Genomic DNA, 5495 nt, shown 5'->3' with positions numbered 1-5495 from the left:
ACCTGACCGTGGACAACAAAGGACGCCTGCTGATTGCGGACAACGGTCCGCGCCAGCAAGTGCTGTATTTCACCCGGGACGGCGGCGCGAACAACGCGTATCGCGAGTCGGGCGCGCTTGGCGAGCGTGGCGGCATTTTCGCGGGCGTAGCGGGGCGTACGGGTCCGCAGCGTTTCAACGGGCTGACCGGCGTGGGCGTGGATGCGGCGGGCAACATCTATGTGTCGTGTAACGGCACGGGGCCGCAGCTCGGCGGGACCGGCGCGGGACTCGGCGCGACGCTCGAAAGCTATGCGCCCGATGGTCGCGAGGTATGGCAACTACAAGGCCTGCTGTTCGTGGACGGCGCGTGGGTCGATCCGTCGCGTCCGAACAGCGTCTACACCGGTAACAAGCGCTTCGAGCTCGATCTCTCGAAGCCCGCAGGGCAGGAATGGAAGTACGTGGCGTTTCTTTCGGGCCGGTTCAAGTACCCCGAGGACCCCGTCTTCTATCTCGACGACTGGCCGGGCCTGCCGATGGCGCGAAAGCTTGATGGCCGCACGTTCCTGTTCCTGACGGACATGTATTCGGATCACCTGAAGATTTACCGCTTCGATGCGAAGCGAAGTGGCGAGCTGGCGATTCCTTCCGGTTACTTCGCAAGCCGGGAGCGTGGATCGCAGAGGATTCCGAACAGTCCCGCGAGTAACGACTGGATCTGGCGCGACAACAACGGCGACGCGCGTTTCGATGCAAACGACTTCGAGATCAACCGCAGTTCGCTTCCCAATCCGGGCGGCTGGGGCTGGTGGGTCGATACCAAGGGCGACATCTGGCACACGAGCGACAAGCGTGGGATCAATCGCTTCCGATACGGCGGCCTGGATCGCTTCGGCAACCCGATCTACGCGTACGAAAACGCACAGAACTACCCGATGCCGGCCCCATTCAACCAGGTCAAGCGCGCCGTCTACGAAGCCGATACGGACACGATGTATCTCACGGGATATACCGCTGACGAACCCTACGACAACGCCTTCTGGAAGGAAGTCGGGCGGCGGCTCGCGCGCTACGACCACTGGTCGACTGAGCCCCGGCAGCGTTACTCGATCGCATTGCCGTGGCAAACGAAGGCGCCTGTCGCGACGACGCTCAGCATGACCGTCGAAGGCAAGTACGTGTTCACGGTGGAGTCGCTCGGCCTGACGCTGCACGTCTACGACAAGGACACGGGCCGTGAGGTCGGTGTGATGAAGCCGGGGCCGGAAGTCGGTGCGACGTCGGGTTGGGTCGATGTACCGAACGGCATCAGCGCGAGTCGCCAGCCGGATGGCGAATACCTCGTGTTCGTTGAAGAAGATGCGCGCGGCAAGGTGACGATGTATCGCTGGAAGCCGTAATCGCAGGGGCTCTCGAACCACGCGGAGCTTGATCAAAGGTAACGAACAAATCTGGAAAGGGCAATCGATGGAAAAGAGCATGGTCAGGAACATGGCGATCAACTTCTCGGGACTGGTGCTGCCTACCTTCGTCTCGCTGATCACCGTGCCTGCGTACATACATCTTGTCGGCGTGGAGCGCTACGGCGTGATCAGCCTGGTGTGGACGCTGATCGGCTACTTCGGCATTCTGGATCTCGGCATGGGCATGGCGGCTCAGCATCAGATATCGAAAGCCCACGCCGCCAACGACATGGAAACGCGCTCACGGGTCTTCTGGAGCGCGATCTGGCTCAATCTCGGTACCGGCGTGATCGGCGGGCTGGTCATCTATTTCGGTGCGTTCGCGTACACGGCCTACGTCGCACATGCGTCGGCCGAAATGCAGCACGAGGTCTATCGCGCATTGCCGTGGCTCGCTATCGCGATCCCGATTGCAAACGTCTCCTGGGTGCTGGCGGGCGCGATCAACGGCGTTGAACGCTTCGGCGTCTACAACACGAACCAGACCATCGGCACGTTCCTGTTTCAGTTGCTGCCGCTCGCCGCCGCATGGAAGATTTCACCGACCCTGCAAACGGTGCTGGCGGCCGCTGTCGTTGCGCGCATTCTCGCGGCCCTCATGCTTGGGCGAGCCAGTTTCAAGGTGCTCGACATCAAGCGTATCGAGTGGCCGCAGGTGGGCGTCGCCGGTGGGCTGTTCAAGTTCGGCGGCTGGATGCTGGTCGCCACCATCACCAGCATGATCACCGATACGCTCGACCGCATCTTGCTCGGCGCAAACCTGGGCGCGCGCTTCGTCACGTATTACACGGTGCCGCAGAACCTGGTCACGCGCCTGAACATGTTGCCAAACGCGCTGGTGCGCACGCTGTTTCCGCGACTGTCCGCGCTCAGGCGAGAGCACGCCGACGCGATGGTCCAGCAGTCGCTCGAATTCCTCAATGGCGTCTTCACGCCCATCGCCCTCTTCGCGATGCTTGTGCTCGCACCGTTCCTGCATCTGTGGGTTGGGCAAGAGATCGCAGTGGCGAGCGCGCCCGTGGGGCGAATCCTGATCGTGGGCGTATGGCTTGTCGGACAGGCCAGCGTCACGCGAATCATGATCCAGTCGCAAATCAATCCGGGAACCGCCGCGCGTATCGGCGTCGTGCAGTTGCCGTTCTTCATTGCCGCGCTGTGGTTTGGCGTGAGCCGCTTCGGGCCGATCGGCGCGGCCAGCGTGGTCGTGCTGCGCTCGCTGGCCGACTACAGCTTGCTGCTCCGGATTTCGCGCATTCGCGCCCGGCCTATCGCGACCGACATGCTCTCGCATCTTGCGTTTCTGATTGTGAGCCTGGGTGTCGGCATGAGCATTGATCCCATCGCACACCCGTGGCAGGCGATTGCGGCGGGCGTCGTTATCGCGTTTGTCAATGCGGGGTGGTCGATTCTCACGCGGCCCGCATTGCGCTCGATCGCGAGCGGCGTTGTTCACGAGTTAAACAAGCGCCTTAAAGGGCGCGCCAACCTGCGGTTCAAGGCGAGGAAAGACGCATGACACCTGATCTCGACGAAGTGCTCACCGACCCGGTGATAGTGCCTTCCGGCTTGATCCAGCCGACACCGCCTTCAGTACTCGACATGCATCGCAAGCACCGCGCGAAAGTCGCCAAACGGGTACCGCGCGTGGCGATCGTGCATGACTGGCTGGTCGCTTACGCCGGCGCGGAAAAGGTCCTTGAGCAGATCATCATCTGTTTCCCTGACGCCGATATCTTCAGTGTCGTCGACTTCATGGAAGAGCGTTCGTGGCTGCGTGGCAAGAAGGTCACGACCTCGTTCATCCAGAAGCTGCCGCAGGCTAAAAAGCGCTACCGAAGCTATCTGCCCCTGATGCCGCTCGCCATCGAACAACTCGATGTGTCCGAGTACGATCTCGTTATTTCGAGCAGTCACGCGGTGGCCAAAGGCATCCTGACCGGCCCGGATCAGATTCACATCAGCTACGTGCATTCGCCGATCCGCTATGCGTGGGATTTGCAGCATCAATATCTTCAGCAGTCCAATCTGACTGTCGGCGTCAAGTCGCTGGCCGCGCGGATGATCCTGCACTACATGCGCAACTGGGATATCCGGACGTCGAACTCGGTTGATCACTTCATTGCGAACTCGGCGTTTATCGCGAGGCGGATCAACAAGGTTTATCACCGTGATTCGCACGTGATTTTCCCGCCTGTCGATGTAGACGCGTTTCAGCTTTGCGAAGAGAAGGAAGACTTCTACCTGACGGCGTCGCGGATGGTTCCGTACAAGAAGATCGACCTGATCGTCGAGGCATTCGCGAAGATGCCCGGGCGCAAGCTGGTGGTGATCGGCGACGGCCCGGACATGCGCAAGATCCGCGACAAGGCCACGCCGAATGTCGAGATCATGGGGTTCCAGCCGTTCGCTGTCTTGCAAGATCGGATGCGTCGCGCGAAGGCTTTTGTATTCGCGGCGGAAGAAGATTTCGGCATCTCGGTAGTCGAGGCGCAGGCCTGCGGCACGCCGGTCATTGCGTACGGGAAGGGCGGTGCGCTCGAGACCGTGCTTGACGGCTCGGACCCGCGTCCGACGGGCCTGTTCTTCGATGAACAAAGCACCGGTGCGATCATCGAAGCCGTCGAGGACTTCGAACATGGTGCGATCGCGTTCCGTTCCGCCGATTGCCGGGCGAACGCCGAGCGCTTTTCGATCAAGTATTTCCGCGACAACCTGCGTGCCCATGTGCAGGGCGTGGCGCCGCATTTCCTGTTACCGCCGCCCGCGTTGCCGCCGGTTCCGCCTAAGGAGCCGTCCAAGCTTGATCGGGATCATGCAGCCGCGGATGCCATGCGTGTTTTGGCTGTCGATCAAAGCGGCGTGCTGGGCGGCGCGGAACTGTCCTTGCTTGAAGTGATGAAGAACATGCGCGGCGACAACCAGGCCGTGTTATTCGACGACGGTCCCTTTCGGATTGCGCTTGAAGCCGTCGGTCTCAAGGTCGACGTGCTCGATAGCGCCGCTCTTGGCAGCTTGAGCAAAGATGGTGGCATGAAAGGCAAGAGCGCCGGCATGATCGGGGGCGTGATGGGCCTTGTGCGTGGCACTCTGGAGCGCTCGCGCAATTCCGACGTTATCTATGTCAACACGCAGCGCGCGATGGTGGTTGGTGCGATTGCGGGGTTGATTTCGCGGCGCCCGGTTGTATGGCATCTTCGCGATATTGTTAGTCCTGACCATTTTGGCAAGACCCAGCTAACCATTATTAAGTGGTGTACGAAGCTCATGCTGGAGCGCGTGATCGCGAATTCGACTGCGTCGGCGGTGGCGCTCACAGCGTTGACCCGGATGAAGGAAGAGCGGTTGGATATTGTGTTCAACGGTATTTCCGCGGAGCCGTTCACCGAGCTCGAAGCAGTTGCGCAGCACGAATTGCGTGCGCGCTTCGGCTTGCCGGCGGATGCATTTCTCGTTGGCTCGTTTAGCCGGCTGGCGCGCTGGAAGGGGCAGCATGTTCTGCTTGAGGCGCTGCTTGAGGCGCCGGAGATGCATGCTGTATTTGTGGGTTCGGCGCTCTTTGGTGAGGATGCTTACGAGGCGGAATTGCGAGCTTACGTGCTGGAGAAGGGGCTTGCCGACCGGGTGCATTTTCTCGGCTTCCAGCATGACATTGCGGCGTGTATGAAAGCTGTCGATGTGGTCGCACATACGTCGATCAGTCCGGAGCCGTTTGGGCGAGTGATCATTGAAGGGATGTTGGCGAAGCGGCCGATCGTGGCGTCGCGCGCGGGCGGCGTGACAGACATTGTGGCGGATCGGGAGAACGGGATCCTGTGCACTCCGGGGGATTCGCATGCGCTGGCCAATGCGTTGGGCGAGCTGCGTGGCGACGCCGGTTTGTGTGATCGATTGGTTTCGCATGGCTATGCGAATGCTGTTACACGGTTTGGCACGGAGCGCTATGTCAATAGTGTCGAGAAAATTCTCTCCGATGTTGCGGGGAAGTCGCGGTTGAGGAGGGGATGAGGGGGGGCCTGCTGGCGGCTTTCGTTGGGGCAGGTTTGGGGGGGT

Annotated in this window: 2 protein-coding genes and 1 pseudogene; all 3 read left to right on the top strand. The window is 60.9% G+C overall.

Going from position 1 to position 5495, the window contains the following annotated elements; all coding sequences use genetic code 11:
- Positions 1 to 1382 (top strand): annotated as a pseudogene (locus WCA53_RS05445) (hypothetical protein); the annotation flags it as partial.
- A 67-nt stretch (positions 1383 to 1449) separates the two neighbouring features.
- Complete coding sequence (locus WCA53_RS05440; RefSeq protein WP_423906569.1) at positions 1450 to 2961, top strand: flippase; 1512 nt, start codon at positions 1450 to 1452, stop codon at positions 2959 to 2961.
- A complete protein-coding gene (locus WCA53_RS05435) occupies positions 2958 to 5450 on the top strand; it encodes a glycosyltransferase family 4 protein (protein WP_423906566.1) in 2493 nt (830 codons plus the stop codon). Before WCA53_RS05440 ends, WCA53_RS05435 begins: the two co-directional genes overlap by 4 nt.
- The last annotated feature ends 45 nt before the right edge of the window (positions 5451 to 5495 follow it).

Origin of the sequence: Caballeronia sp. (genome assembly GCF_049581465.1) — a bacterium.
GTDB lineage: Bacteria > Pseudomonadota > Gammaproteobacteria > Burkholderiales > Burkholderiaceae > Caballeronia.
Note: the sequence above shows the minus strand (reverse complement) of the source record. Positions and strands in the feature narration are given on the sequence as shown.